The sequence below is a fragment of the Xenococcus sp. PCC 7305 genome (assembly GCF_000332055.1).
Taxonomy (GTDB): domain Bacteria; phylum Cyanobacteriota; class Cyanobacteriia; order Cyanobacteriales; family Xenococcaceae; genus Xenococcus.
The window spans coordinates 65,914-91,142 of record NZ_ALVZ01000233.1; the positions used below are offsets into that span (position 1 = coordinate 65,914).

Sequence of the window (25,229 nt, forward strand, 5' to 3'; positions counted from 1 at the left end):
TATTAGATCGCTTAACTATTATTAAAAGTTTTCAATTTAACTTTCCTACCTATTGGAATACACATCGGAGTATTTGCTAGAGGATCGCAAATAATACGACATTCTAGGCCAAATACCTCTCGTACCATCTCTTCGGTCATTACTTGTTCTGGATTTCCAGTTGCATAAACTTTTCCCTGTTGTATTGCGACAATATAATCCGCATAACGACAAGCTAGATTGAGATCGTGCAAAACCATCACAATAGTTTTACCTTGATCCTGATTAAGCTCGTAGAGTAAATCTAATAATTCTATTTGGTGAGCTAAATCAAGAAAAGTTGTCGGTTCATCTAACAATAAAATCTCTGTATCCTGAGCCAGAATCATCGCAATCCAAGCTCGTTGTCCCTGTCCTCCTGAAAGATTATCCAAGGCTTTATTTGCCAGTTCGCTCATCGCAGTAATCGCTAAGGCTTCTTCAACCTTTTTTTCATCTTCGATTGACCATTGCTGTACCCAATTTTGATAGGGATAACGACCCATTGCTACTAAATCTCTGACTGTTAATCCTTCTGGACTCTTAGGCCGTTGAGGAAGCATTCCTAATTTTTTCGCCACGGTTTTACTCGAAAGTTGAGAAATTATTTTGCCATTTAAATAAACAGCTCCTCTTTTGGGCTTCAATAAGCGGGCTAAACCCCGGAGCAAAGTAGACTTCCCACAACCATTCGCACCGACAAATACAGTAATTTTGCCTTGGGGAATTGTTAAATTTAAATTCCGAACTATGGGCACCCCTTCATAAGCAAGCGTAAGCTCTTTGGTTTCTAGGCTATTAAGATAATCCTGGTTCATAGTTGACGGTTTTTGACTAACAGATAAACAAAATAAGGGGCACCAACAGCCGCAGTAATAATTCCACAGGGCAGTTCTAGAGGTGCAAATAGAACCCTTCCCAGTAAATCGGCAATAACGACTAACATTCCTCCCATGACCGCAGCGACAGGTAATAGTCCTTCATGAGATGCGCCTACCAATTGTCTTCCTAAATGAGGTGCCATTAAACCGACAAATCCGACTGCGCCTGCTGTAGCAACTGATGCTCCGGCTAGGGCGACACTGGTTAATAGTAAGAAACCACGTTGCCACTCAACCCGACTACCCAAAACCTGAGCGACTTCATCTCCTAAATTTAGAGTATTTAACTCTCTGCTCAAAATTAAGGCAACCAAGCCAAATACGACAATCCAGGGAATTAATGCCCAAACTTGTGACCAACTACGCCCATAAACGCTCCCTGCTAACCAAACTAGAGCTTGGGAAACTGTATTAATATCTCCAAAAGTAATCATTAAATTGCTCAAGGCATTGGCAATGAGACTAACTCCAATCCCAACTAAAATTAATTTCACGGGGGAACTTCCTTCCTGCCAAGCCAATAGATAAATTATGATCGCAACTGTCAGCGCACCGGCAAATGCGACAAGAGGAATCAAAGATACAGAGATATTGGGGAATAAAACAATTAGTGTTACAGCTGCTAAAGCCGCGCCAGCGTTAATTCCGATAATATCTGGTGCTGCTAACCGATTGCGAGTAATCCCTTGAGTTATGGTTCCTGCGATCGCGAGTCCTACTCCCACTAAAAAGGCCACAATGGTTCGCGGTAAGCGCAGCGTATTGATAATAAAGCCATAATCTTCATTTGCTGTGGGCAACCCTAACAAGGTTTTAACGACATCTAGAGGTGCAATGTAATATTCTCCATAACCCACACTAATTACCATTGCCATAAGAGTAATTGCGATCAGAACGAGCAGTACTTTCGGTACTCTGAGATCGCTCTTGAAAGAAATTGGTAAACCCGCAGGTCGAATTATGAACCATTCTTTTGTCATTAGTTCTTTACTTGATGCCTAATTAAATAAATAAAAAACGGCGCGCCAATCAAAGGCATCATCAAACCGACAGGTAATTCACTAGGTTGAACTACCAAACGAGCACAAATGTCGGCAATTACCACCAAGATCGCGCCAAAGATCGCCGAATAGGGCAGAATCCATTGATAATCGACTCCCACCAAGAAACGAACTAAATGAGGTATCACTAAACCCACAAAGCCAATCGGACCTGCGATCGCCACACTCGAACCTGCCAGTAACACAACACTGATAGCTGCCAAAATTTTTATGAACCCTGTAGACTGGCCTAAACTTCTCGCCGTATCTTCCCCCAAACTGAGCAGAGTAATCTGTTTACTCAGAGCTAACCCTAAAACCAATCCGATACAGATATAAGGTAAAACCTGTAAAACTAGGTTCATATCTCTACCTGCTACAGAACCAGCTAACCAAAATCGAATTTCTTCTAGAGTTCTTTGGCTTACGATTAAAATCCCGCTAGTAATCGCAGAAATAAAAGCAGTCAGGGCTGCCCCAGAGATCGTTAGATTAAAGGTCGTTAGACCGGCTCGACCCAAGGAACCGAGAAAATATACTGTTACGGCACTCAGCGCCGCCCCGGCAAAAGCAAACCAGGCATAGACATTCAAACCAACATTACCCAGAAGAAATGTTCCGACGACCACCGCAAAAGCTGCTCCGGCATTAACGCCTAAGATACCAGGAGAAGCTAAGGGATTACGAGTTAGTCCCTGCATAATGGCTCCAGCTACGGCTAATGCGGCACCAACAAAGATGGCAATTAGCGATCGCGGTAGCCGAACTGTGCGAATAATCAGATGATTGCTAGAACCATCAAAAGCAGTAAAAGCTTGATATATATCTTGGCAAGAAATATCCGCAGCACCCCAGCGAATGCTAGCAATCAAACTTAACCAGAGAACAAAAAATCCTAAAATTAACCCTGCAACAAGTAGTTTAGTTCTATCCGAGTAAAATTTCTTCGTAATTCTCATCTCTTAAACTATTTACTCTTGCTCAGCTGCGATCGCCATTTTGACTCCTGGAACCTGACGCAAGCGATCCATGACCTTAACCACAGTTCCATGTTCAACTTTTTCATCAGCATTGATAATTACTACCGATTCGGAATTTGGGTCAACTTTTTCTACTAAAACAGCTTTTAATTTGCCCAACTCAATGGGCTGGCGATCGAGAAACATCTTGCCATCAGATTTAATCGTAATATTCAGCTGCACTGACTGTTTTGGCTCAACAGTTTGGGCGGAAGGAAGATCTACAGGTAAACCTTGCGATCGCGTTAAAAATAGCGTGGAGATAATAAAAAAAGCCAAAATCGAGAAAATAATGTCAATCATCGGCAAAAGATTAATCTCAAACTGCTCTTCCGCCTCATTTATGGGTCGCATAGTCTTTAGCTCCTTGATAGTCTCTGGCTCCTTGGTGAAAACGACGATTTAGTAATTCCAACTGACCGCCATATTCTTGAATAAAAGCTAATTCTCTTAGATATAAACCACGAAAGGTATTGGCAAATAATAAAGTCACGATTGCGACCACTAACCCCATCACCGTAGAAACTAAAGCCTCACTCAGACCGCCAGTAACTGCGGCCGAATTAGTTCCTGTCGCATTACCTAAATCCATCGCGGCAAAAGATTGAATCAAACCAAGAATCGTGCCCAATAGTCCGAGCAATGGTGAAGCTGTAATAATCGTTTGAAACCAAGTCCCAAATTGTCTTAAAATCGGGATTTCTGCTTGAGTTGCACTATCGAGAGCCAACCGAAACTCATCAGAAGTCGGCTGTTCTAACTCCAAAGCTTCCAAAAAAATCCGCGCGATCGGTAGTTGGGCATTCTTTTTGAGAAAATCGATTACACCATAAGCATCGCTAGAATATAAAGATAGGGCCTTTTTGGCGATCCTTCGTTGTTTACGCTTAATCTTCAGCCAAAAAATAACCCGTTCCACAATTAGAGTCACTGCAAGCAAGGAAAATATCAGCAAAGGAATACTGACAATTCCCCCAGCTGTCCAAATATTGTCGATTGACATAGACTTTAACCAAAATAATTAATTGAAAATTATTATCATCTTACTGATTCAGAATTTTATCATGCTTATTAGTAATTCTCATCAATTATTTTTTGATGATTAAAATATGCAAAAATTGATCAAGAGCAATGTTTACCTGATGGGCTGTAAGCCTAATGGATCTCATTAACTTTACAAGAGCGAATTAAATAAATAATAATTACTGTCAATAAACTAGAAATCATATTTTTCATGATATATTTCTTAAGTAAAACTAATTATCAATAACTAGGCTCTAAACTAAACTTTTTTTGCCAGTCTTAAAATCATCGCCCATGTCTACTTCTCAGTTCTGTATTCAACAACGTCAGCAGGAACAACAGAAAATTAAAAGACTGCTGATCTTGGGTTTAACCAGTTCAGCATTGTTACATGGAATACTAGCCTTGGCTATCCCTCAATGGTCTATTAAATCGCCAGAAATTGCCAAACCATTAGAGTTGATTCTTGTCGATAAGCCGAAACCTGAGCCAATCCCAAAGCCTGAACCAAAAATTATTGAATCCAAACCAATAGTTCAGCCCAAGCCAAAATCAATACCGAAACCCAAGCCAATTCAGGCAAAAACTCCGCCTCCTCCCGTGAAAACCCCTGAACCAGTAAAAACCCATAACACGCCACCGAAACCAGTACCTAAGAAAATTTTTGCGACTACTCCAACAGCTCCATCATCAATTGTTTCGGCACCAATCGCCAATACAACTCAAACCCCTTCTGTCCGTAGTAGTTTAGCGAGAACCAATAGCTCAATTGCGGTTAATTCAGAAGGAAGTATTAATCCAAATCTGCCAGAAGCTGTAACTACGGTTAATAATGCGCCACCTCGCCCAAAAACCAAACCGGAGACAAAAAAGAGTATTAGCTGTATTGACCGTTGCAAACCTGAATATCCTGCTGTTTTAGAAGGAGCAGAAGGTAGTGCTGGTGTTCAATTAACGATTGATTCTAGCGGTAATGTGATTAGTGCCGAATTAGCTTCTCCTAATAGTAACAGTCAGGTTAATCGCCAAGCTTTATTGGCTGCTAGAAGAATGCAGTTTAGTACTCCTCCTAGTGGAAATAATGCCTCGGTTCAAGTCAATATTGAATTTACCGTCGCTGGCTCGGAATATGATCGCCTGGCTCGGGAAGCCCAAAAAAAACGGGAACAAGCTCAAAAAGCCCAACAAGAACAGGAGCAATTGGCTCGTCAACGGCAATTAGAGCAGGAAAGACAGGCTCGTCAGCAACAATTAGAACAGGAAAGGCTAGAAAGAGAAAGACAAGCTCGTCAACAACAATTAGAAGAACAACAAGTAGAAGCGTCACCAAGTCTCGAACCCTTGACCAATGATGAACCTGTTCTTTTAGAAACCGAAGTTGATGATGAGGTGTTGCGTCAGTTTAGAGAGCGCATTGAACGACAGCAGCAGAATTAAAAATTACGACAAAGATAAAGAGTTACAAAAGCAAGATGAACAGAAAATCTAATTTTATTAATAAGCTGATCGCTGTCACCGCTTTGGGTTTTGGTATTGGATTAGTAGTGAGTCCTCTCGCTTTAGCAGAAAAAGTAAAAGTTAATGGCGGAGGTACTTGCGAAGGAGATATTACTGTTAGCAATCTTAACGGTCAAGTTATTTGCAACTATAGTAACGGCGATCGCTATGAAGGGTTGTTTGTAGATGGTCAAAAGCAAGGTCAGGGAATTTATATTTTTGCTTCGGGAGGAAAATATCAAGGCAGTTTTGCCAATGACAATATTGATGGAAAAGGAGTTAGAAGCTATCCTAATGGCGATCGCTATGAAGGCGAATTTATTAATGGAGAAGCCAACGGTCAGGGTATTTATCTCAGTGCTGATGGCGGACGTTATGAAGGTGAATTTACTAAGGGTGAGCCGAGCGGTCAAGGGACTTTTATTTATGCCAAAACGATTCAACAACAGCCTGGGGGACTTGTTAGTTGTTCAGGGATAGTGAGCAATGGTCAACTTAATGGACAAGGGGAATGCAGCTATAACAATGGCGATCGCTATCAGGGTCAATTAGCAAAGGGTCAGCTATCAGGAAAGGGGATATATAGTTTTGCTGATGGCGGAAGTTATGAGGGTGAATTTGTTAATGGGCAATTTAGTGGTCAGGGCGTAAGAAAATATGCCAATGGAAATATTTACGAAGGAAAATTTGTTAATGGACAACCAGAAGGAACTGGAAAGTATAGTTTTCCAGATGGTAGTAGTTATCAAGGTCAAATGATTAAGGGCGAGTTTTCGGGACAAGGTGTCTTTATTGCAGCTTCGGGAGAGCGTTATGAAGGACAGTTTAGTCAGGGTAGGTTTAATGGTCAGGGGAGTTATGTTTTTAGCAACGGCGATCGCTGTGAAGGAAAATTTCAAGATGGTCAGTTAAGCGGAGAAGCTATTTGTGATTATGAGAATGGGGATACCTATCAAGGACAGTTTAGAAACGGGGAAAAACATGGAGATGGTGTTTATACTTTTGCCGATGGGATAAGGGTTGAAGGAATTTGGGCAAATAATCAATATCTAGAGTAACTTAATACTCTAGTTGAGAAACTCATATGATTTTAACCTATCGTACAATAGCTAAATAACATGATTCAATTACGATTAACTATAAAGATCTAGAAGGAAAGAAATATAAATCAAAGCTATCTTTATACATTAAAGATTCTGAACGTTTCGCTGGTACCTCATGGGGTGAATCGAAAAAGATATGATATTTTTTAATTAATTAATGTCTTTGCTAGAATTGAATGTGCTATTTTTAATCTACATGATTCTGATCTTCTAACCATTTAGCAGGATTATTAATAATATATCGACGAATATTATTTAAAGATTTTTGATCACGAATAATGTTCTCGTAGAATCTTGGTTGCCAGCGAAAAATATCATCATCATTCTGACGACACCATCTGGTAACGGATGATTTATAGGAACGAATAATTACCCCTAATGAACCAGGTTCAGGCGATAATTTTGACATTGTTTGATTTATATCATCATCATTGGTCGCGGTAGAGACGTAGCATGCTACGTCTCTACGGTGTTTATCGGGTTTGTTAATTACAACAATTCCATGAACGTGGTTTGGCATAATTACATATTCATCAATGTAAACATCATTAAAATGATTGGGGATGTCCTGCCAATGTTTTTGGGCAATTTTTCCTAGCTGAGACAATTGCATTTGAGCATTAATAATATTGCCGAAATAACAGTATTTTTGATGAGTACAAATAGTTACAAAATAATAACCGTTGGCAGAATAATCGTAATTGGACAATCTCGTGGATTCTATACGATATTTGTTTTTATACAATGTCATGGTATCTCAACTACAAATACGAGCGACATTCTTAATTTGCCCAGATTATTCAAATATCAATTGACCAAGCGACTTTATTAACATGGTCTGTCGTAAGCGTAAATTTGGTATAACTTTAAAAAGTTTCATGCTTAAATAAATGATCTTCCACTTCTTGACGTAAATGCCAGATTGGGCGCAATTCTTTTTGGGAAAATAACTTTAATTGATCATCAATATGGTTCGAGTTTGCTTGCGTAGCATTGCCATAGGTAGTGAGTGCCATAGCCCTTACCGGCTCAGAAAACTCGATCGCAGCCACAAAAGAATCCCCTTCAAAAGCTTGAAAATTTTTCGATTCTGGAGTCTTGTAAAAATTAACCACTCTAAAGATGCCAAAATCTCCTGGCCCGCCATTTGCTGGTAAATCTACATCGCCATGTTGCAAACGAAAAACCTCTCCCCAGGTTACATTTAATGCACCATAATCTTGCTCAATTTGTCTCGCTACATCTAGAAAAATAGCTACTGCTTGTTGGGGATTTGCTAACCCATCGGGAGTAGTAAGAGGATGATTAGCGTCCCAAGGTTGACTAAACAAAGTATCAAAATCAATTTCTTCTAACCAAGCAGCAAATAAGACAGCGCCTTGACTATTCGCATTAGTTTGACGATCCCATTTTTCCAAGACATTAGCTATTTTTAAAGCCAAAGGACTAGCTTCTTGTCTTAATGCAGGGATTAGATCATCGAGAAGACGATCTGCCATTTCTATATGGGTTGAATGTTTATAGGCAATCATTTCCTCAAAAGAAATTTTAGAATCTGCTACTAACATGCGGGCAGAACGCTGAGCACGAAAATCCATTTCTTGCGGGGCGATATAAGCTGGATAATCTGCTGCGGCGATCGCATCAGGAAAGGTCGTTGTCCACGGCGGATCATTGGCATTTTGCAACCAGCCACTAGTGGGATCAACAATTCGCGGCAAATCCTCATAGGGATGAATTTGGGTCCATAGAGTATCCGAGGTATCACCAGGAATAATACCTTGCCAATGAGCAAAATCTCCTTGAGAGCGAATCGGTACTTGAGCGTTAAATAGATGCATAATATGCCCTTGGCGATCCGCATACATAACCGTAAACATCGGTAATTGGAGGCGTTGCAGTACAGCTTGAAACTCCTGAAAATTTTCAGCCCTTGCCATATCCCACCATTGTTCTAACACTCCAGGCCGATCTAACCCGACAACCCTTAAAGCTAGAGCTTTTCCTGATTTCTGTTCAATTACAGGGCCATGAACCGAAATTTGTACTGTAAATTCTTGGTAAATTAAACTGCCATCTTCTTGTTTTACTTTAATCTCAGTAGTTTTGGTTGTGAAATTACGAACCTGCTCATCAAATAGATATCCATCCCCAGAGAGGGTTAATTCATAGAGATCCCAACCATCGAAAGTGTTGACAGTATGAGTCCAACCGAGGTTGTCATTAAATGCGATCGCTAAAACAGGAATCCCCACTAAAGTAGCGCCATAGGCATCAATCCCGGGAGCCGTAATTTGGGCTTCATACCAGAGAAATAAATCAGCCCAAGGGAGATGGGGATTAGCTAGTAACATGGCATTACCACTAGCTGAACGTTCAGGTGCGATCGCCCAACCATTGGAACCTTTGGATTTCCTAGATTGTGGTTGTTCGTTAATGATTTCCGTAATTGTTTGCGGATCGACAATAAAAGTAAAGTTGAGCACTCGTTGAACATGAGCCAGAACATCTTCCCCTGTAACGGGTAAAACAACTTCCACTTCATCAGCAATTAATTGAGGATTTTCCTGGGCATAAGCATTAATTCCGGCAGCAAAAGCATCTAAATAGCTGCGAAAAGTTGGGTTTTGTTCTTGATACCAAATTGTTGCGCGATCGGGCACACCCATTGAGATAACCCATTGGTCTGATTCGAGATAATCCTCTCCCCAATATTCAGCCCCACGACCTCTAGCTTGACCATAAAGACGCAGCAGCAAATCGCCGTGACTCTCCATTTGCGCCCAACCGAAAGCTTTAAATGCACCTTGAATATCTACGCCATAAACATGAGGAATACCATAACTATCCCAGAGAATTTCTGTGCTTTTAGTATTTCCGAAAAAGTTAGGTTGTCCTATTAATAAAACTCCCAAGAGACCAATTAGGAAAAAAACTAACTTGAAATATTTTTTAAGATGATATTTTTGAGAATTTAAATTACCTAATTGCCAATTATTGATAAACATTTAATTGTTGGATTAATTCTTGAAGTAAAAAAGACCGAGATGAATCAATAAAAAAATGATCTCCCCTCAGCATTTTCAAGGAAAAAGAACCTAGAGTTTGTTTGCGCCAAGCTTCTAGCTCTTCTAATAAAACTTCTCGATCTTGTAGGCCACCAAACACAGAAATTGGACAATTGAAAGGAGATTCAGGAATATAAATATAATTTTCTAAAACGGCAAAATCCGCTCGTAATATAGGAATTAGTATTTTCATTAATTCACTATTATTCAATACAGCTTCGGGTGTTCCGTTGAGTTGTCGTAATTCTTGGATAAAATCTGCTTTAGGGAGATTGTTGATAATGGGTTTTGAATTATTAATTTGGGGCGCACAACGACCAGAGATAAATAAATGCACTGGTTCTAAATTATATTGGCGACGAATTAAACGGGCTAGCTCAAAACTTACTAAACCTCCCATACTATGACCAAAGAAAGCGAAAGGCTTGTCTAGATAAGGCACAATTTCTAGCGCGATCGCATTTACCAATGGCTCAATATTTTGGTAAGGTTTCTCCTGGATCTTGACTCCTCTTCCTGGAATTTCTAGGGCAATAATTTCTATCGTTGGTGGCAAATAATTACTCCAGGAACGGAAAGAGTAAGAGCTTCCTCCCGCATGGGGAAAGCAAAATAAGCGTAGAGCAGGGGAATTATTTTTGTTATCGCAATTAACTCGATGATTAAAAATTGGCGTAAGTGACATAAATATAGCGCTACGCGCTGAGGAATAGGGAATAGGGAATAGGGAATAGGGAACAGGGAATAGGGAACAGGGAATAGGGAATAGGGAATAGGGAATAGGGAACAGGGAACAGGGAACAGGAAGAGAAAAATCTAGAACATACAGAGTGTTTGAAGCATTACAGTGTGATCCTCATTTGTCCTAAGCTAACTTTGTATTGCTATATTTCACCAAAACAAGATTTCAAAATAGTAAATTTAAGGTAAGAATTCTCCAGATCTTAAGTCTGCAATACTATCTTTAACGGCTTGAAAAATATTATTGAGATCCTCTTCTGTATGAGCTGTTGATAAAAATCCGCCATTGCCTCTGAGCATAATTCCTTTGGCTAATAGGTGATAGTAAAGCAAGTCAAAAACTAATGATAATGCTCCATTTTCTTCCGCTGATTCTTCAGTGTCTTCCTCTGAGTCAGCAGTGCCAAAAATTGAAGCGAAATTACTCATGTAAATTGGTAGCTCTTCTTGCTCAAAATAATCATTGAGAGTTTGAACAAATTTAGCTGTGCGAGTATTTAATGTTTGTTGCAAAGCAAAACCTTGAGTTTTTAAATGTTCTAATACTGCTTTAGCTGATGCGATCGCTAAAGGATGTTTGCAATAAGTCCCCGCAAAAACTGTGGTCTTTATTTGAGGTGAAGATAAATCTCCATAACGCCATGTCCCACCATCGATCGCGTCTAAATATTTGGCTTTGCCGGCAATAATCCCAATCGGTAAACCACCGCCAACAATTTTGCCATAGGTAACGATATCGGCTGCAATTTCAAACCAAGCTTGAGCACCACCTGGGTGAATGCGAAAACCTGTTACCATTTCATCAAAAATTAAAGCAATGTCTGCATCTTGAGTAATCTGTCTGAGCTCTTGCAGAAAGGCTTTAGGTTGTAAATCCAGATGACTTGATTGTACTGGTTCAACCAAAACAGCAGCTAATTCTTGACGATGCTCTTTGATATAGTCTAAAGATGCTTGGTCGCCGTATTTTAAAACGATCAGATCCTTGATATAGTTCGTCAGAATTCCTGAAGAAATCCCAATAGTTTGGAGTTGATTATCTATTATTTTTGCCTTGCCCAGAGTTCCATCAAAATGACCGTGATAGGAATTGCTAAACATGACAATTTTATTGCGTCCTGTTACGGTTCTGGCTAAACGAATTGCTGTCATTACAGCTTCTGTGCCTGTATTACTAAAAGCGACTCTAGCTACTCCTGTTAATTCTTTAATTAAATCAGTAACTTCTCCAATTAATTCTGGCTGAGAACCGAGTTGGATTCCTTTATTTAATTGCCCTAATATTTCCTGCTTAACAAAATCAGGATTATGACCAAAAAGATTAACTCCATATCCCATTACTAAATCGATATATTTATTGCCATCAATGTCTTCTATTGTTGAACCATAAGATTTTTGAGTAACAATGGAATAGTTGATTTCTTTGAGAGGTAATTGAAAATCAACAAAACTTTTATTGTCTGCCAAGCCCAAACTATGAGTCATCGCAAACTTTTTTGATTTTTTAGTTTTTTGATTATATTTAATAATAAATTCAGTTAAATATTCTTGTTGGCGAGAAGTTAAATTTATTCCTGAAAAAATTGGTTCTAAATTGGCTAGATTTGCGGGAATTGTAGTTGCAGTCATCTTGTTACCTCTGTTAATTATTTGGTTAATAAACCTTTGTTTGAAAGATAGGAAAAATAGGTGCTTAATAAATTGCGATCGCATTGGGGACAAACAATCTCAGTTCCTGTTAATCCAGAATTGGTATTAATGGCGACTAGTTCCTGGCTGATCGCTTCTTCTGTATTTTTTTGCGATGTTGCACTGGCGGCAAAAGTACTAATTAATGGGGATAAGGGATGATTTGGCGATCGCTCGGTAATTTCTAGTAATTTCTCACGCCATTTTGTATATTCAATTTGTCTGAGGGGGTAACCCAAATCAATCACGGAGTTAACAACTTCATTCCAGGGAGTAGGTTGAGGGTTAACCAGATGGAATGTTTTGCCTAAGGATTCTGGTTGGTTTGATAAATGAGCGATCGCGCTGACGGCATAATCGACAGGCGTTAAATTGATCATCGAATCATCTTGAGGCACTGTCCCCATTTGAATACAGCCTCGAATCATTCTGAAGGTATGATCATCGGGGTTACAAGCTCCTGTTTGACTATGTCCTGAGATTCGTCCTGGTCGATAGATGGTTGTGGGAATTCCGCGATCGCGAGCAATAGCAATTAACTTTTCTGCTACCCATTTACTTTGGGTATAACCCCCAGGGATTTGTTCACAATGCTCGATGGGTGTGTCTTCTGAGATAATTTCTAATTGGCGATCGGCAGCGGTAACCACACCAATGGTAGAGATAAAATGGACTGGTTTAACTTTACTGTGAATAGCTAGTCTTAAAATTTCCTCGGTTCCCAAGACATTAGCTGCTTTTAGTTGGGAATAAGGATAGGTGAAATTAACCCAGGCACCGTTATGGTAAATGACATCAATAGTCTCAGCTAGCCTGCTAAAGCGATCTGTTGAAAGTCCGAGAAATGGTTGTGATAAATCACCGACGATAGGCATAATGCGATCGCGGAAACTTTCATTCCAAAGTAAATAGGATTTTAGTTTCTTGGCAATCCGCTGTTGCCCATGAGTAATACTTTTAGCACGAATTAAACAATAAATCTTTGCGGTAGTTTTTTGTAATAATTCATTGAGGAGAAAAGCCCCTAAAAAGCCAGTTGCGCCAGTTATCAGAATATTCTTAGGTGTAGTAGTAATGTCGAAAGAATTGTCACCAGGAACAATCTGAGGATCTAACACTGCTTCAGAATTGAGATCAATAGTAGTCTCTCTCCTTATCTCCCTTGTCTCCCCATCTCCCAGTCTCTTAGCTAAATCAGCAATAGTCGGAGCATTAAATAAATCTTTGAGGGGTAATTCAACTTGGAAAGTATTTCTAACTTTGGCTAGTAGTTGAGTGATTAAAAGTGAATGGCCGCCCAACTCAAAGAAATCATCATTAATGCCGATTTTTTCTAAACCTAATACTTCTGTCCAAATTTCAGCTAGTTGCTTCTCCAAAGGCGATCGCGGTTCAATATAGAGCTGTTCTAATTCTGGACGAGTTTGTTCGGTCGTCGGTAATGCTTGATAGTCAATCTTTCCATTAGCCGTTAAGGGCATTGTCTTGAGGACAACAAAGGCTGATGGGATCATATATTCAGGAAATTGAGCAATACAAAAACTACGTAATTCACTGGCTATTACCTGATTTTGATTTTGATGGAGGAGCCGAAACTGATGATTTGTAACTACATAGGCGATTAAGCGTTTGTTCTCAAGGTCAAATAGCCGTTCATCCCTACTGGCAATAACTACGGCTGATTCAATCCCTGGATGCTGTTGTAATTTATTTTCAATTTCGCCTAATTCAATGCGGAAACCCCTAATTTTTACTTGGCGATCGATTCTCCCGAGGAATTCAATATTGCCATTATGCGAAGCGGTATCCTTTAGGGCTGGTAAGTAACGGACGCGATCTCCTGTTCTGTACATTAGGGGGTTGGGGTTTTGGGGGATTGGGGGATTTAGGGATTTGGGGACGGAAAAAGGATTGTTAATAAATTTTTCTTGAGTCAATTCAAGGCGGTTGAGATAGCCTTGACTAACCTGTGCTCCACCGATATAGAGTTCTCCTGGCACACCTAAAGGGACTGGCTGTAATTGTTCATCTAATATATAAACTTGGTTATTAGCTAAAGGCTTACCTACTGGTACGGTGCTGGATAATCGATTCCCCAACTCCCCATTTCCCCAACTCCCCATTTCCCCATTTCCCCGTGTTTCAACTTGATAAGTGAGTACTCCCACCGTGGTCTCTGTCGGCCCATAATGATTGAAAATCTGACAATTCGGTTTGTGCTGTTGGATTTTAGTTATTAACTGCCAATTACTGGCTTCTCCACCTAAAATTAGTTGCTTTCGGGGTAAAAATTCTGCTGTTGCAGAAGAGGCTAATAATGCTGATAAATGGGACGGAACAATTTTGAGATAGTCGATGGGATGGCTTTGACAATAATTGTTAAATGCTTGAGGATCGGAGGCTATTTCTTGAGGAATAATATGCAGACATCCACCAGTGCATAAGGCGGGAAATAACATTGTATTGCCTAAATCGGCGGCAAAAGTAGATACGGTCGCAAAGCTAGCGCCTGAAGATAGATTGAATCTTTCTCTGATTGCGTATACATAATTGACTAATTGTTTATGAGCGATCGCGACAGCTTTGGGCGTACCAGTAGAACCAGAGGTATAAATGGCATAGGCTAAATTTTCTGGTTTTGTTTGATGCTGAGGATTATTGTGATCTTCTTTGGCGATCGTTTCCCAATCTGAATCTAGGGAAATTGTTTCTGGAATAGTTTTCGGAATTCTGGTTATGAGCGATCGCTGAGTTAATAGTATCGATACTTCTGCATCTTGCAACCGAAAAGTTAATCCTTCTGTGGGCAAAGCTGCATCTAAAGGTAAATACGCTGCACCGGCTTTGAGGATAGCGAGTAAACCAATAATCGAGAAATGCGATCGCTCTAAATATAAACCAACTAGGGATTGGGGGGTGACTCCTTTTTGTCTTAAGTAATTAGCTAATTGATTGGCTTTTTGATTTAATTCACTATAAGTTAGTTGTTCTGAGTTATAGATAACCGCAATGCTATTTGGTGTTTTGCTTACTTGAGATTCAAACAACTGATGAATAGATTTATCTTGAGGATAGTTAGATTTGTTGTTGTTGAATTCGACTAATAACTGATGGCGTTGTTGGGAATCAAGAATGTTTAATTCCTCTACTGTCGCTTCTGGATTCGCGATCGCGCTTGCCACTAAAGTGTGAAATTGTTGAGCCAGAAGAGCAATGGTTTCAGCGGCAAAGTTCTGAGCATCATAGTGAAATTCTGTAATTAAACAATCTTGTTGTTGTTTACAAGTAAGTTTAAGTTTAAAGTTTTCTAGATGAATATCTTTTTGAGATATAGAGAAAGATACATTATTAACATTATATTGACTAGGTAATTTATCGAATTCAAACCCAATTAGTAGGGGCGATTCGCGAATCGCCCCTATTCCAAGATAATATTCTTGATATTTTTCTGCTTGGATTAAATTATGTTCTAGGTTAGATAAAATTTCTTGTACCGTAAATTGTTTAGAGACTGTGCAACTTACAGGTAAGAATTGGGCTAGCAATCCCAAAGTATTGGCTAATTCTGTATATTTTCTACCAGCAAAGAGATTCGAGACCAAAATTTCTGACTCATTAGTTAACTTTGAGAGCAGGATATACCAACAAACTCTCAGAAAGTTAGATAAATTACTCTGATATTTAGTGATAACTTTATCTGTCAATTCAGGGCTTATAACTAAAGAATATATGCTTGATTCTATTCTCTGGTTTTGATTAGAATTCAGCTCGCCAGGAAGGAATAAAGAGTTTTTATCTTGTGATTGCTTTTGCCAATAATCTTGTCCTACTGGTGAACCTTCTGTTGATAATTCATTTTGCCATTCTGAAAATTGAATATATTGTATAGGTTCTTCACTAAAGTCTTTTCCTTGTAAACATAAATCATAGCTTTGACTAATTTCTTGTACTAAATTATTAATCGTCTGACTATCTGCATATAAAGAAGGTAAAGTAATAATTAAATAATGAAGATCGTGATTTAAAGTTACGAGTAATAGACGTAATGGTGAATTGCATTCGTAATTAAAATCAGTTACTTTCTCTGAGCAACATAATTCTCCGAGCTTTTGTTCTATATTTTCTGGGTTGGGTTCAAAAAAATCAATAGTGTGCCAAGAAATCTTATTGCTTTCAGCTATAACTTGTAAAGGAATTGAAATTCCCGATCGCTGATTAAAATTAGTTCGCAAAATTTCTTGGCGATCAACAACTTTCTGAATTGCTGTTTGTAAAATTTGTAAGTCAACTGCTCCTGCAATCTTAATTGCAGCCTGAGCAAAACGAATCCTATTATTTTGTTGTGATTGCCAAAGATGTTTTTGTTGAGGAGACAATCTAAATCCTTGTAAAGTTTCTGCTTTCATTTTTTATTCTTCATTACCCTCGTACAAACGTGTTGCCAAAATCCCGTAGAGACGTAGCATGCTACGTCTCTACAGATTCATTATTCATTGCTGATGATTTCTCCCATTGAAACTACAATTTTTCGCTTACCTTTATAGGGATTACGGCTATGGGCAGTCAATAAATTATCTAGCATTAAGACATCGCCTTTTTGCCAAGGGAAACTAATAGTAGCTTGTTGATAAGCTTGATTAATTGCTTGAATATCTTCTGGTTCTAAAGCAGTACCATCACCATAATAAACATTACGAGGTAAACTATCTTCTCCAAATAATGAGAGTAAAGATTCTCTCACCTGAGCATCGAGATAGGAAATATGATGTAGTTGAACTTGATTAAAAAAGGTTTTTTCTTGGGTTATTGGATGTTGTGAGATCGCAGGTCTAATCTTCCTAGTTCTCAATCCATTATTCGATAACCATTCAAACTCCATTTTCGATTTACGACACTGGCTTTCCACTAGAGATTTATCTTGAGTATGGAAAAAATCTTGCCAACTTACATCAAGACCTTCTATATAGTTCCGCACATACATTAATTGTTTATCTTCTAATTTTTCTCGCAATTGTGCATCTAGAAATTTGTAAACCTGACGACAATCTGCAATAGGAGTTTCTCCTCCTTCTGCGGCTGGTTCTACGCAGAAAAACCAAATCTTTTGTGGATAACAATGTAAATGAGAACTTTCATTGTGAAAAAAGATTGTTTTATCATTAGGATAGGGAGTCGAGCCATAAACTTTGTCGCTAACTCCTGTACGCGGCAAATCTCCATAATTACTAAATAAATTAGGACAAATAGCTTGTGCCAACTTTTCAAAATCGGCAATAGAGTTTAGCTGACAATTACGAAAAAGAATTGCCCCGTGTTTTAGTAACTTATCTTCTAAAAACTTTCTTTCATTTTTCACCCAATCAAATATATCTAAATCTTTAACTCCAGGAGTAATTACTAACGGGATAGAACTTGCAGATGGTAAGAAATCTACTTTGATTAACTCTTCTGATGATGGTAAGCTAACGGCTTTGGGTTTGATATTAAGAAACTTATTAAATTTACTTTTTTCTTGGGTGACTTCTGCCATTGTTTGGACCTCCTTTTCTGATTGAGTAATCATTTCTAATTTGTTAATTCGCTGATCTGGCTGGGAAACAATATTTTCGAGTAAAGTTACATAATGAGCAGATAATTTTGCGATCGCATTATGCTCAAAAAGATCATCGTTATACTGCCAATTACCCACCATTCCCTGGGTCGTTTCCGAGATAAATAAAACCAAATCGAATTTGGCTCGACTATCAACTTCGGCGAGAGATGAAATAGTTAAACCAGGAAGCTCTAATTCTGTGATCGGCAGATTATCCATTACCAATAACACTTGAAATAAATTGCCTTGATTTAGTTGCCTGGATGGTTGCAACTCTTGAGCCAGGCGATCGAAAGGTAAATCCTGATGGGCATAAGCGGAGAGGGTAACCTTCCTTACTCTGGTTAATAAATCTCGAAAACTGGGGTAACCAGATAAATCTGTGCGTAACACCAGCAAATTAACGAAAAAGCCGATTAATCCCTCGGTTTCTGACTGATTGCGATTGGCAATATCTGCGCCAACGACAATATCATCCTGCTGGGTGTAGCGATATAGTAAAGTCTTCAGGGTCGCCAAGACCACCATAAACAAACTTGTCTCAGTCTGTCGAGATAGTTGTTCTAGACCAGAAGTTAAATCTTGAGACAGCGTAAAACTATGATTTTGACTGCGATTAGTTTTTACGATTGGTTTTTGCTCTCGATATGGCAATTTAAGCACAGGTAATTGACCACCGAGTTTTTGTTTCCAGTAACTTAGTTGTCGGTCTAAAACTTCTCCTTGCAACCATTCCCGTTGCCAAACCGCATAGTCTGCATATTGGATTGGTAATTCTGGGAGAGGCGATGGTTTTCCTACTAAAAAAGCTGGGTAAAGCGTGGCAACTTCTTGAACTAAAATTCCCGTTGACCAACCATCAGAGATGATATGGTGCATGGTAAATAGGACGATATGTTCTACTTCATGTAGTCTAATTAAGGTGACCCGTAGTAAGGAATCTTTTGCGAGATCAAATGGTTTTAAGGCTTCGGTTTCTGTGAGTTTCCTAACTTCTTGTTCTCGTGAAATTTGAGGTACAGTACTTAAATCTATTGTCGATAGTTGAAAATCAATCTCGGAATGAATTATCTGTACTGGTTCATCGGCAATTATTTTAAAGTTGGTACGAAGGGTTTCATGTCGCTGAATAATTGCGGCGATTGTTTTGGTTAAAATCTCTAGATCTAACTCTCCTTGCAAGCGAATAGCTTCGGGAATATTATAAGCTGGGTTATCTGGTTCTAATTGGGCGAGAAACCAAAGTCTGGCTTGGGCAAAGGATAAAGGTAAATCTCTTTCTCTAGCTATCGGTTTAATCGGTGGTTTTTCTGTTAAATTATGACTTTTTAGTTGTGGCGCTAATTCTGCTATTGTCGGATATTCAAATAGACAACGTAACGGTAACTCGATCGCTAAACTGTGACGGATTTTAGAACTGATTTGAGTCGCCAGTAGAGAATGTCCTCCTAATTCAAAGAAGTTATCATTGATTCCTATTTGCTCTAAATTTAAAACTTCCTGCCAGATTTTAGTCAAACTTGTTTCTGTTGAATTACGTGGGGCAATATATTTACTGGTGGAACTCTCAAAATCAGGAATCGGTAAGGATTTAAGATCGCATTTTCCATTGGGAGTCAAGGGAAAAACTTCTAACTGCACCCAAGCTGAGGGCATCATGTAATCGGGTAGTTTTGCCTTGAGACATTCCCGTAATTGTTTACTGTCTAATGACTGTGGCGCAATGTAATAGGCAACTAATCTGTTTTCTCCATTTTTATCTGTGCAAGCATTCACTACCGCATCTTTAACTCCAGGATATTTGGCGATCGCAGTTTCGATTTCTCCTAATTCAATCCGAAATCCGCGAATCTTAACCTGATTATCGATTCTCCCTAAATATTCAATCGAACCATTATCTAACCATCGACCTAAATCTCCTGTTTTATAAAGTAAATCTGTCGTCACTCCTGGCAATGGTTTAGCTGTTTCTGGGAAAGGATTAGCAATAAAATTAGCTTGGGTTTTCTCCTCATTACGCCAATAACCAAGACCCACACCATAACCCGAAACACAAATTTCCCCTGGCACACCGACAGGAACCAATTGCTGGTTAGAGTCGAGGAGATAAAGATTGAGATTCGCTAATGGTTTACCAATTGCAACTGTATTGCTATTTTCTGGGAGAGGCTGTGTGATAATCTCCTGGGTAATATCATCACTCGCTTCGCTTGGCCCATAAGCATTTACGATCGCAATATTCGGATATAGTTTAAGCCATTGATTAACTAAATCAACAGAAACTGATTCCCCTGTTACCATCATCCATTGCAGAGATGGCAATGTTCTAGCTTCAGGAGCTACTTGAGAAAGATGATTGACGAAACTCCTCAAAACTACTGGAACTAATTCCACCAGGGTAATTTGGTTTTGTTGGATTACTTGGAATAATTGTTGGGGATTACAAAGAGTTTCTTGGTTAATAATGACTGTTTTGCCACCGATTAACAGAGGTGCCAGGAATTGCCAAACGGAAATATCAGAAGAAGCCGGGGCCGATTGGAGGAAAGTCAAATCTGAGCTGAGACTGAGGGCATCGTATTCAGCATAGATATGATTAATTGCCCCACCATGACGAATAATTGTGCCTTTGGGTAATCCCGTGGAACCAGAGGTATAAATCATATAGGCGGGTTCAATTCCCGTCACAGAGATCCCTAAATTATCTGCGGCTAAATGCCGCCATGACCGACTACCGAGAATGGTCAATTCTTTTAACTTGCTTTCTGATTCACTATCTAGGTTAATTAAATATTGGAGATCAGCATAATCTTGAGTTGAATTAAGAATAGCCTTGATGCATCCAGAATCTACCAATAAAAATCTAACTTGGCTGTTGGATAACATATACTCAATTCTGGCTGAGGGATAACTATGATCCATTGGGATATAGGCCGCACCTGCTTTCAAGATTGCCAAAATCGAAATTAAGAAGTTAGGCGATCGCTCTTGGTAAATACCAATAAATTCTCCTGCTTCTAACCCAAGATCTCGCAAGCATCTTGCCAGTTGGTTAGCTTGCTCGTTTAATTGCCTATAAGTTAGAGATTGCTTTTGAAAGACTAGAGCGATCGCATCTGGTGTTTGTGCTACTTGTTGTTCAAATAAGATATGAATAGATTGAGCTACGGGATATTCAGCTAGATTGTCATTCCAGTTGAAGAGAAGTTGTTGTCTTGCTTCTTTGGTTAATAACGGTAATTGTGCGATCGCTGTTTCTGGTTGAGTCGCGATCGCCTCTAATAAAACCTGAAAATTGCCGATCATTCTGGCGATCGTGTTAGATGCAAATAAATCAGTACTATATTCAAAAACCCCTGATAATCCAGCGGCCGACTCAAACATATCCAAGCTGAGATCGAATTTGGCTGTGTTACCTGATTCTTCAAAAGAACTTAAAGTTAATCCTGGCAATGTTAGTTCCGCTTCGGGTGCATTTTGGAGCGAAAACATAACATCAAACAAAGGATTGCGATTGAGATGACGTTCTGGCTTTAATTCTTCTACTAGTTGCTCGAAGGGTAAATCCTGATGACTATAGGCTCCTAGCGTAACTTTTTTGACTCTTTGCAATAATTCTTGAAAACTAGGATTACCCTCTAAATCAGTTCGCAAGACTAAGGTATTGACAAAGAAACCAATTAAATTCTCAATTTCTTCTCGGTTACGGTTGGCGATGGGCGTCCCGACCACAATATCTGTTTGCTGACTATAACGATGTAAAAGAACGTTCCAAGCTGCCAGCAACAGCATAAAGAGGGTCACACCTTCTTTCTGGCAAAGCGTTTTTAGTGCCTGGGTTAAAGCTGGTGAAAGGGTAAAAGATTGATTGGCACCTTGATAAGTCAGCTTAGTTGGTCGAGGATAGTCTGTCGGTAAATTCAAGATTGAGAGGTTATTCCCGAGTTGCTGTTGCCAATAATTGACCTGGATTGACTGGGCTTTGCCCGCTAACCATTGACGTTGCCAGACAGCATAATCTGCATATTGAATTGATAATTCTGGCAAGGAAGATGGTTTTCCCTCGATAAAAGCTTGATAGAGAGTCGCGATTTCTTGAATTAAAATTCCTGTTGACCAATCATCGGAAACAATATGGTGGGTAGTAAATAAAATTATATGTTCTTGGCGATCGCATTTTAGTAGGGTAACTCGCAGTAATAAATCTCGTTCTAAGTCAAATGAATATTCGGCTTCTTGTTCTGCTATTTGTCTGATTTTGGCTGGTTTTTCTTTGGGCAATAGATCACTGAGGTCAATCAGTGGTAGTTGAAAGTCGACTTCTGACTTAATAACTTGAACGGTTTGTGCTGCGATATTAGTAAAATTGGTTCTTAAAATTTCATGTCGTCTAATAATCTCTTGAAAACTTTGTTCGAGAATTTCAACTTGCAGTTTCCCAGTTAAACGCAAAGCAGCGGGTTGATTGTAAAAGGGATTTCCTGGCTCTAGGCGATCGAGAAACCATAGACGTTGTTGGGCAAAGGATAAGGGTAGATTCTCAGTGCGAGGAACAGGTTTAATCTCAGTTGTGGTGTGGTTAAGCTGAAGCAAAAACTCTAAAATTTCTGCTTTACGTTGGGTGAGTTCAGTTTTGATTTCTGATGTTAAGACATCTTTGGGCGCATTACAACGCAAGCGAACTTCTGAGCTATTTTCTGGGATAGTCTCAGTCCAAAGTTTGATATCTAAACTATTAAGCTGGGATAAAAAATCGTTAATGGTTTTCATAGCTCAAATTCCTCGCGATCGCTTGTTGTCTCTACGGGCATGGTTTGTAATTGTTGTAAGCTTTGTATCTTGTCTAGATAGCTTGCTAATTTCCCGAGGGTCGGATTTTCAAATAAACTACGTAAAGCTATTTCCTGTTGATACTGCTCTCTTAAGCGGGAAATAACTTGAGTTGCCAACAGAGAATGTCCTCCTAGCTCGAAAAAATCATCGTCAATACTAATCTGTGATCGCTTTAAGACTTCTCCCCAAATAGCAGCTACAGTCTTTTCTGTCTCTGTCTGGGGGGCGATAAATTCTCTGGGGGCATCTTGAATTTCTGGCAAGGCTCGTTTATCGATTTTGCCGCTAGGAGTGAGTGGTAAGGCGGTTAAAGACATCAAAGCTGAGGGGATCATCTGCTTTGGTAATCTGGTTTCGAGGAACTGGCGAAGTTCTAGAATGAGTTCGCGATTATTTACTAAGCTAGAATCTTTTGGGACGACATAAGCAACTAAAGTTTTAGTTCCTGAATCGTCTGATCGGGCGATCGCGACTGCCATTTCAATCTCTTGATGTTGAGTTAAAACTGTTTCGATTTCTCCTAATTCGATCCGAAAACCCCGAATTTTTACTTGATTATCAATTCTCCCAAGATATTCAATCGAGCCATCACTTAACCAGCGTCCCTGATCTCCTGTTTTATAAAGTAAATCTGCCGTCACTCCTGGTAAGGGTTTAGCAATTTCAGGAAAGGGATTGGGGACAAAGCTCCCTTGGGTTTTCTCCTGATTGTCCCAATAGCCAACACCGACTCCATAACCGGAGACACAAATTTCTCCTGGAACACCGATGGGTAATAATTTGAGATTGCTATCTAGAATATGAAGATTCAAGTTAGCTAAAGGTTTGCCAATGGGAACGAGGCGTTGATTCTCTGGTAATGGGCGATCGATAATTGCTTGGGTAATATCATCACTAGCCTCACTAGGGCCATAGGCATTGACAACGGGAATATTGGGATATAATTTGAGCCAATCATTGACTAAATTGACTGCTACCGTTTCTCCTGTAACCATCATCCATTGCAGAGATGGCAATTTTCTAGCTTCAGGACTTAACTTGGCAAGATATTCTAATAAACCTTGGAGTACTACTGGTACTAATTCGACTAAAGTAGCTTGTGATTGTTGAATGGTTTGCCAAAGCTGGGGCGGATCGCAGATTGTTTCGGTATCCACAATGACTGTTTTGCCGCCGATCAGGATTGGTGCGAGAAATTGCCAGACGGAAATATCAGAGGAAGCGGGCGCTGTTTGCAGAAAGGTGAGATTTTCTGTCAGGGACAAAGCATCAAATTGAGCATAGATATGATTAATCGCCCCACCATGTCGAATCATTGCTCCTTTGGGTAATCCCGTAGAACCAGAGGTATAGATGGTATAGGCTAAATCTGTTCCTGCTCTTTTTAAATTAAGATTATCAAAATTACCTATTTCTGAATCCAATCCCAAATAATTAATATTTATTCCCTTGTTTATTGGGCGCAGACCCTGCGCCCCTACATTTTGTTTCTTGTCTAAGCAAACTAAATTCTTGAGTTGCGGACAATCGGCGATTGATTCTGGTAAAGTTTTGAGGGTGAGGGGATCGGTTAAAATAGTCTTTACTTGACTATTGGTCACCATATATTTGATTCTTTCGGTTGGATAGCTACTATCAATGGGAATATAAACTCCTCCAATTTTTAAAATTGCCAGAATTGAGATTAAAAAATTAAGATCTCTTTCTTTAACAACCGCAATAAATTCTCCTGGCTGAATTGTTAGTTGTTGAAGTAATTTGGCTAATTGATTCGCTTTTTGGTTCAGTTCTTGATAGGTTAAATGATTATTGCCATGAATTGCTGCAATGCGATCTGGTGTTTTGGTTACTTGTGATTCAAACAAATAATCGATTGTTTTCGTGACTGGATATTCTTGTTGGTTGTGATTGAATTCTTGTAATATTTGGTCGCGATCGCGTTTCGTAATTAAACTAAGTTCAGAGATCTTAGCATTACTAATATTGTTGAGATTAGCAACTAACGCATTAAGATAATATTTACTAAATAATTCGATAGTTTGTTTATTAAATAATCTGCTTTTGTATAATATTTTTCCTTTAATAAGATCGTGCTCAACAGCAAAAACAATTGTAAGGTCGTTATTAATCGCTTCTAAGCTATCGAGGTTATGGATATTTTCTAAAGCAATTAACAGATCAAAGATCGGACATCTATTCGCTTGCTGAGATATTTCTAGTTGCTCAACTAGTTGGGGAAATTGATAATCCTGATAGCTGTAGGACTTGATCGTAATATCTTTAACTTGTTCTAAGATCTCTTGAAACGTAAGTTGGGGATCTAGCTTAAATCTTAGAGGAACAATATTATTAGTCGTCGCTTGATAACTGGGTGAGCCGATCACTAGTTGCTCGCGATCGAGATATTTATGCAGAAAAATAACTAAGCTAGTTAACAGTAGCAAATAGATAGAAAAATCAGAGCCTTGGGCTATTTTAATAATATTTTTCGATAAACTCGGATGAATCTTAAAAGAAAATTCTTGATCTATTCTGATAGTATCTTGAGTTCTAAGGTAATCAGTCAGACAATTTGTTTCTGGTAATTCTCCAGCTAATTGATTTGACCAATAAATTTTATTAAAAAATAATTCTTCGGGCGTAATTATATTTTTACGAGGATTAGTGACAACCATTTCCTTATTTTAAGTTGATTGATTAAATTGGGCTTGGCAATATCAAGGT

General features: G+C 39.0%; 14 protein-coding genes. 2 read left to right on the plus strand and 12 right to left on the minus strand.

Annotated features, from left to right (window positions below):
- Positions 1 to 11: 11 nt before the first annotated feature.
- Genes XEN7305_RS25445 through XEN7305_RS25465 form a run of 5 tightly spaced genes read right to left on the minus strand, consistent with a single transcriptional unit; the run spans position 12 to position 3,961 of the window.
- A complete protein-coding gene (locus tag XEN7305_RS25445) occupies positions 12 to 836 on the minus strand; it encodes an ABC transporter ATP-binding protein (protein ID WP_006512430.1) in 825 nt (274 codons plus the stop codon).
- Positions 833 to 1,879, minus strand: coding sequence for an iron ABC transporter permease (locus XEN7305_RS25450; RefSeq protein WP_006512431.1), 1,047 nt, complete (start codon positions 1,877 to 1,879; stop codon positions 833 to 835). The genes XEN7305_RS25445 and XEN7305_RS25450 overlap by 4 nt, the downstream gene beginning before the upstream one ends.
- A complete protein-coding gene (locus XEN7305_RS25455) occupies positions 1,879 to 2,898 on the minus strand; it encodes an iron ABC transporter permease (RefSeq protein WP_006512432.1) in 1,020 nt (339 codons plus the stop codon). The genes XEN7305_RS25450 and XEN7305_RS25455 overlap by 1 nt, the downstream gene beginning before the upstream one ends.
- A gap of 12 nt (positions 2,899 to 2,910) precedes the next feature.
- Positions 2,911 to 3,312: a biopolymer transporter ExbD gene (locus XEN7305_RS25460; RefSeq protein WP_006512433.1), complete on the minus strand. Its 402-nt coding sequence runs from the start codon at positions 3,310 to 3,312 to the stop codon at positions 2,911 to 2,913.
- Entirely contained in the window at positions 3,296 to 3,961 is a 666-nt protein-coding gene (locus XEN7305_RS25465) for a MotA/TolQ/ExbB proton channel family protein (protein ID WP_006512434.1), read from the minus strand. The genes XEN7305_RS25460 and XEN7305_RS25465 overlap by 17 nt, the downstream gene beginning before the upstream one ends.
- A 314-nt stretch (positions 3,962 to 4,275) precedes the next feature.
- Between XEN7305_RS25465 and XEN7305_RS25470 the strand changes: the two genes are divergently transcribed.
- Together XEN7305_RS25470 and XEN7305_RS25475 are read left to right on the plus strand one after the other, a co-directional pair.
- Positions 4,276 to 5,418: an energy transducer TonB gene (locus XEN7305_RS25470; RefSeq protein WP_006512435.1), complete on the plus strand. Its 1,143-nt coding sequence runs from the start codon at positions 4,276 to 4,278 to the stop codon at positions 5,416 to 5,418.
- Positions 5,419 to 5,453: 35 nt separating this feature from the next.
- Positions 5,454 to 6,536, plus strand: coding sequence for an MORN repeat-containing protein (locus XEN7305_RS25475; RefSeq protein WP_006512436.1), 1,083 nt, complete (start codon positions 5,454 to 5,456; stop codon positions 6,534 to 6,536).
- 232 nt (positions 6,537 to 6,768) lie between these two features.
- On the opposite strand, the gene XEN7305_RS25480 is transcribed toward XEN7305_RS25475, so the two are convergent.
- From XEN7305_RS25480 to XEN7305_RS25510, 7 genes are all read right to left on the minus strand, one after another.
- On the minus strand, positions 6,769 to 7,332 hold the full coding sequence (locus XEN7305_RS25480) for a transposase (protein WP_006512437.1): 564 nt from the start codon (positions 7,330 to 7,332) through the stop codon (positions 6,769 to 6,771).
- 115 nt (positions 7,333 to 7,447) lie between these two features.
- Positions 7,448 to 9,589: an acylase gene (locus tag XEN7305_RS25485; RefSeq protein WP_006512438.1), complete on the minus strand. Its 2,142-nt coding sequence runs from the start codon at positions 9,587 to 9,589 to the stop codon at positions 7,448 to 7,450.
- On the minus strand, positions 9,576 to 10,334 hold the full coding sequence (locus XEN7305_RS25490; RefSeq protein WP_006512439.1) for a thioesterase II family protein: 759 nt from the start codon (positions 10,332 to 10,334) through the stop codon (positions 9,576 to 9,578). The genes XEN7305_RS25485 and XEN7305_RS25490 overlap by 14 nt, the downstream gene beginning before the upstream one ends.
- A gap of 236 nt (positions 10,335 to 10,570) precedes the next feature.
- The gene (locus XEN7305_RS25495) at positions 10,571 to 12,019 is read right to left on the minus strand and encodes an aspartate aminotransferase family protein (RefSeq protein ID WP_006512440.1); all 1,449 of its coding nucleotides are present in this window, start codon (positions 12,017 to 12,019) and stop codon (positions 10,571 to 10,573) included.
- A gap of 17 nt (positions 12,020 to 12,036) precedes the next feature.
- Positions 12,037 to 16,485, minus strand: a complete 4,449-nt coding sequence (locus XEN7305_RS25500) for a non-ribosomal peptide synthetase (protein ID WP_006512441.1) — start codon at positions 16,483 to 16,485, stop codon at positions 12,037 to 12,039.
- A gap of 80 nt (positions 16,486 to 16,565) precedes the next feature.
- Positions 16,566 to 22,442, minus strand: a complete 5,877-nt coding sequence (locus XEN7305_RS25505) for a non-ribosomal peptide synthetase (RefSeq protein WP_006512442.1) — start codon at positions 22,440 to 22,442, stop codon at positions 16,566 to 16,568.
- Positions 22,439 to 25,180 carry a non-ribosomal peptide synthetase gene (locus XEN7305_RS25510; protein WP_006512443.1) on the minus strand — a complete coding sequence of 914 codons (2,742 nt, stop codon included), beginning with the start codon at positions 25,178 to 25,180 and terminating at the stop codon, positions 22,439 to 22,441. The genes XEN7305_RS25505 and XEN7305_RS25510 overlap by 4 nt, the downstream gene beginning before the upstream one ends.
- Between the last annotated feature and the right edge of the window lie 49 nt (positions 25,181 to 25,229).